2 protein-coding genes and 1 pseudogene are annotated in these 5,367 nt (G+C 59.4%); 2 read left to right on the forward strand and 1 reads right to left on the reverse strand.

Annotated features, from left to right (window positions below):
* Positions 1-128 precede the first annotated feature (128 nt).
* Positions 129-3,272 carry a hypothetical protein gene (locus tag AB4Y84_RS12085; protein WP_442250193.1) on the forward strand — a complete coding sequence of 1,048 codons (3,144 nt, stop codon included), beginning with the start codon at positions 129-131 and terminating at the stop codon, positions 3,270-3,272.
* A gap of 104 nt (positions 3,273-3,376) precedes the next feature.
* Here AB4Y84_RS12085 and AB4Y84_RS12090 read toward each other — a convergent pair.
* Positions 3,377-4,468, reverse strand: a pseudogene (locus AB4Y84_RS12090) (YifB family Mg chelatase-like AAA ATPase); the annotation flags it as partial.
* A gap of 328 nt (positions 4,469-4,796) precedes the next feature.
* Here AB4Y84_RS12090 and AB4Y84_RS12095 point away from each other — a divergent pair.
* A partial coding sequence (locus AB4Y84_RS12095) for a carbon-nitrogen hydrolase family protein (protein ID WP_442250194.1) occupies positions 4,797-5,367 on the forward strand: 571 nt, incomplete at its 3' end.

A 5,367-nucleotide genomic window follows, 5' to 3' on the forward strand; every position in this document is an offset into this window, starting at 1 on the left:
AGTTGGAGGCGGCATGGGAGGAATGGTCGCTCTCTACAAAATGGCCGGTCACTAAAGATCTCGTGCTTCGGGATCGAGACGAAAGCGCGGCTCAAGTGCTGAGGTGGCTAAGAGGTGGAGCATCCGTATTGTCGCTGCAGTCAACGTCATCTGAGGAAGTCGTGGCGTTTATTTGGGCGACATTGAGCGAGTTGCCTGAAGAGTCAGCGCTCAGTTATCGTGCGCGCTGCCTTGTAGTGAATGAAGCGGCGGCGCGAGCCCTTAAGGGAGCTGCTGCGCCCCTCATTCTTATCCTGACCGATCCAAATCCTGGATTGGCAGAGGCGCTGGCGAAGAACGGGCACTTCGTTGCGCAAGTCTACGACCAAACAACCGAARGAAACGACGGCGTACTAATACTGGAGCGCCCCTCGAGAGAAGGTATCGCAGCAGCGCTGATCTTGGCTGGGGTCTCTGAAGATCAAGCCAGATCGCTCGCACGCGATAGCGCTCGAAACTTGACAGTCCTGAGGCGGCGAATGCCGGCTGCGGCGGGACGGAACCCGCCCAGATGGGCTGAAGCTCCAGCTCCGCGAGCGCTGCTCGCGGCGCTGGTTGCAGGTGGCTGGGATGAGGATCACCAAGCTGACAGGGACTGTCTGTCTGAACTGGCAGGATCCTCCTACGAACAGTTCGTGGAAGAAGTACGCCCCTACTTCAGTAGGTTCGACAGCCCACTTCAGAAGATTGGCACGRCTTGGCGAGTAGCATCACCATCCGATGCATGGCATCTGCTTGCCAGCTCCTTGACTAGTGCGCTGATCGATCAGCTCGGCGCATCCGCAATTGTTGTCTTGGGTGAGCTCGATCCCCGCTTCAACATGGATCCAAGCGAGAGGTGGCTGGCACGAGTGAAGGGTGTGGGGACTCAATATTCCCCCATGCTACGCCATGGTATAGGCCGAACGCTGATCCTGTTAGCACTGTACTGGGACCGTGTCGTACTCGTTCCAGATGCGCGATCGCGCACTGATACCATCGTCTCTCAGTTGTTGGATCGCGCCGATGAGCATCGCTGGTGGTCCCTGGCGAGAGATTTTCGCCTCTTGGCGGAAGCGTCCCCATCTTCTCTCCTCTCCGCGATTGAAGACAGCTTGAATGACGTGCCTCAAACTATCACGGTCCTTTTTGATAATAGTGAGACGGGGGCTTTTGGCGCGGAGTACCTCTCCGATCTGATGTGGGCGCTTGAGGCGCTTGCTTGGTCTCCGTCACACATGCCGCGAGTCACGCGTATTCTTTCAACACTTGCGGCACTGGACGTGAAGTCGCGGCGATACGAGAACGGGCCGGCGAACAGCTTGCGCGAGATCCATACTCTGTGGAGTCCTCAGACATACGCGACACTTGATGAGCGACTTCAGGCATTGGACCACGTTCGCAAGCGAGTTCCAGAATCCTCTTGGAACCTCATGCTAGGCATCCTTCCAAGTGGACATGACAGCCTAACACCATCACCAAAGCCGCTCTGGCGTGACTTCTCCGTCACTCAGGTCGAAGTTGTGTCGTTGGAACTGGTGCGTCGAGGTGCTGTCAGCATAAGCGACCGTCTTGTGGCAGATCTTGGCGAGGATCCAGAGCGATTCGACTCGCTTCTTGGCAGAATAAAAGATCTCAGGCCCGACCCTTCTAAGCTATTGATCGCGCTTGAGAAAGCTCAGCTTAGCCTGAGTGGTGAGCGCGCTCGCAATACGATTTGGAGCAGGCTGCGCGGCGTTCTTCATCACCACAGAGCATTCCCTAACGCTCCGTGGCGATTGCCTGAGTTGGTGCTGGATCGACTTGCGCAGTCATATGAGCAGTTCACCCCCTCAGATCTATTTGGCAGAGTTCGGTGGCTCTTCCAAGCCGGTGCTGCACTACCGAACCCTTCGACCGAAGGATGGAAGGCCGAGGAGAAGCAGCTCGTCGCGGCTCGAGCTAGCGCCGCCCTGGCAGTGTTTGAGAGCAGCGGGATTGATGGGGTCTTTAATCTTGCGCAGGTCGTCGAGATTCCATCTACGGTAGCCTCCGCAGTTTACGATGCTGGAGTTCCAGAAGCGCAGATCGATGCACTTGTGGAGTTGGCCCTACGTGCTGAAGATGAACGATCCAAGGATCTTGCCATCTCACTTGTAAGGCATTCATTCCATGATCGGAAGGAACTGTGGGCGGACAGCCTTATCTCTAGAATAAGTTCTGAGAAGTGGGGTGCCCAGTCTTTGTTGACAGTATTCATCGGTTTGCCGATGTCTGGTTGGACGTGGGGCAAGGTGGCTGCGCTCGGTGAAGAGATGGATCAGCTTTACTGGCGCAACGTACCTATTCTCTGGGTTGACGGTGGCTTGGCCGACATTGAATACGCTGTCCAACGATTGATTAGCTCAGGGCGAGCCCACGTAGCGCTGTCGCTTGTTCAGACGCGTCCGGAGTTAGAGGTGCGGATTGGTCTCGTAATCGAAGTTCTCAATGAGGTCGCCAATCAATCGTCCGCTAGCGGAGGGGAAACTGACTATGGGATGTTTCAGCATCGCGTGTCTGAGGCGTTCAAGCGAATCGATAATGAGGATGTAGACCAGGGGTTAGTCGCGGCATTGGAATGGCGATTTTTTAGTGTTTTGGAGCATTCCTCGAGGCCACCAGTCGCGCTTCTTCACGAGATCTCGGGTAGCCCAGACTTGTTCATCCAGTTGATCAGCGCGATCTTCCAGGACGATTCGCAGGGCTTCGTCGCAAAGGAGGGTGCTCAGGAAGAAGGCGCGCGTGCCCGGGCACGGCAGGCCTACCACCTTCTGGAAATTTGGAACCGAGTACCTGGAGCTTCGGACAACGGCACGCTGGATCTGGATTCGCTAGAGCGGTGGCTCAGGGACGCACGGGGGCAGGCAGAAGCCATGAATAGGTTGGCATTTGCAGATTGCAGAATTGGTCACGTGCTCGCCGCATCCCCAGTCGGCGATGATGGCTTCTGGCCGCATGAGGCCGTTCGTGAAGTTCTCGACAATCTCCGGAGTAAGGAGATGATTGAAGGCTTCACTGTTGGTATCTATAACGGCAGAGGTCTCACGACGCGCCAGGCCAGGGACGGAGGTGAGCAGGAGAGAGCACTAGCTAAGCAATATCGCAGCTGGTCTGATGCGATCAGTGCGGAGTATCCCTATACGTCTAGGGCGCTTGATCAGCTTGCGAAGGGCTATGAGGAGCAGGCTCGTCGCCACGATGATGATGCAGCATCCATGGATTGGAGTGATTAGGTGGATCAAGCATAGCTATTGCTCGTCTGCCGGGATGCCATGTCTGGGTAAGGACGCTTCGGTATGGCTCTGTGCCGAGCGAGACTTGTGGTCTTCGTCCAACAGGATCTCTCGCGGCGGCAGGCCTCCACCGGTAGCCTAATTGCTAGGTTGGCGGGATTCCTCACAAAAGCTGCCACCAGTTGGAAGCGCGCGGGATAGACCACGCTGCGTGCCGCGCGGGAGATGCGGATGTGGCCGGACTCCAGCGGCTCGCGCAGGGTTTCCAGCGCGCTGCGGTTCCACTCCGGCAGTTCATCCAGGAACAGCACGCCATGGTGGGCCAGCGAGATCTCGCCGGGGCAGGGCGGATTGCCGCCACCCACCAACGCCGCCGCGCTCGCGCTGTGGTGCGGCGCCCGGAACGGCCGTTGCCGCCAGCGCTTCGGGTCCAGCCCTTCGCCGCTGACCGAAGTGATCGCCGCCAACTGCAGGGCATCGATCTCCTCGCTATCCGGCAGCAGGCTGGGCAAGCGCGAGGCGAGCAGGGTCTTGCCGCAGCCGGGGCTGCCGATCAGCAACAGATGGTGACCACCGGCGGCGGCCACTTCCAACGCCCGGCGCGCGAGCGCCTGCCCGCGCACGTCGGCCAGATCGGGCAGTGGCAAAGGAGTGGTGTCCACGCGTTCCACCTGCGGCAGCAGGCGCGGGTCGCCCAGCCCCGCACAGCATTCCAGCAGGGTACGCGCCACGCGCACATCGGCGTGCTGGGCCAGCGCGGCCTCGGCAGCGTTGCCGGGCGGCACGATCAGGATGCGCCCAGCTTCGGTTGCAGCAATCGCGGCGGGCAGCGCACCGGACACCGGGCGAAGTTCACCGGTCAGGCCCAGCTCGCCGAGGAACTCGTACTGCAGCAGCGACTGCGGATCGACCTGGCCACTGGCAGCGAGGATGCCAAGGGCAATGGCCAGCTCATAACGACCGCCTTCCTTGGGAAGATCGGCGGGGGCGAGGTTCAAAGTGATGCGCCGCTGCGGGAAGTCGAAGCGCGCGCAGAGCAGGGCGGCGCGCACGCGCTCGCGTGATTCGCGCACGCTGGTCTCGGCCAGGCCGACAATCTGGGTGACCGGCAGACCGCCAGAGAGATGTACCTCGATGCGCACCAGTGGGGCATCGACCCCGGCGCGGGCACGGCTGTGGACCAGCGCCAGGCTCATGTGTGATTTCCTGCGGAGGGGCGCTTGATGGTGCGGCAGCCGCTCTCCAGGGTGTATCGGGGATTGCTGGTGCAGCAGCTAGGGGGATTCCGGCCAACGGTGGTCCGGGGCTCCGAACAGGCAGCGCTGCTCATCAGGCACGGACCTGCCGAAGCGCCCAGAGCGCGCCTCGATCCACGATGGCCCGGCATGCAATCACGCTGACTACCCCACAGAGCAGCCGTCGATTGAATCAATGAAGCCCGTTGGATACACCCAACTGGCGGTTGCATAATCAGCGTACAAAGCCGCTATCACTTCAGCTTTAGCCTGAGTAGAGAGAATGGGAATGAAGATTGTTGCAGCACAGATGCGATCAGCTCCTGGCGACGTCGATGGCAATATCGAACGGCACGTTCACTTCATTGATCTGGCCGCCTCGTGTGGCGGTGCGGCGGTCTTCTTTCCGGAGATGTCACTGACCGGATATGAGCCGCGGATGGCAGAGCAGCTGGCAATGACGGCAGATGACGCTCATCTGGGAGTATTCCAGTCTCTGAGTGATCGACATCAGATTTTGATCGCAGTCGGCGGGCCATATCGTGGCAGCGATGGGCCGGAGATCGGCATGTTCGTCTTCCGCTGCGGTCAAGCACCCGCTGTCTACACCAAGCAAATGCTCCATGCCGACGAACTGCCTTACTTCAGGGCAGGAACCACGCCCCTGTCAGTAACGATTGGAAAGGAAATTCTGGTCCCCGCCATCTGTTTCGAATCGCTACAGATGGATAGCGCCTTGCGGGCCAAGGAGGCGGGAGCAACGGTCTACATCGCCAGCGTTGCAAAAAACATGGCTGGTATGGCACGTGCCCATCGCCATTACGCAACAGTCGCGCGGGAGCTGGGGATGATCGTAATGG

The organism is Stenotrophomonas sp. 2YAF22 (assembly GCF_052114665.1).
Classification (GTDB): Bacteria; Pseudomonadota; Gammaproteobacteria; order Xanthomonadales; family Xanthomonadaceae; genus Stenotrophomonas; species Stenotrophomonas indicatrix.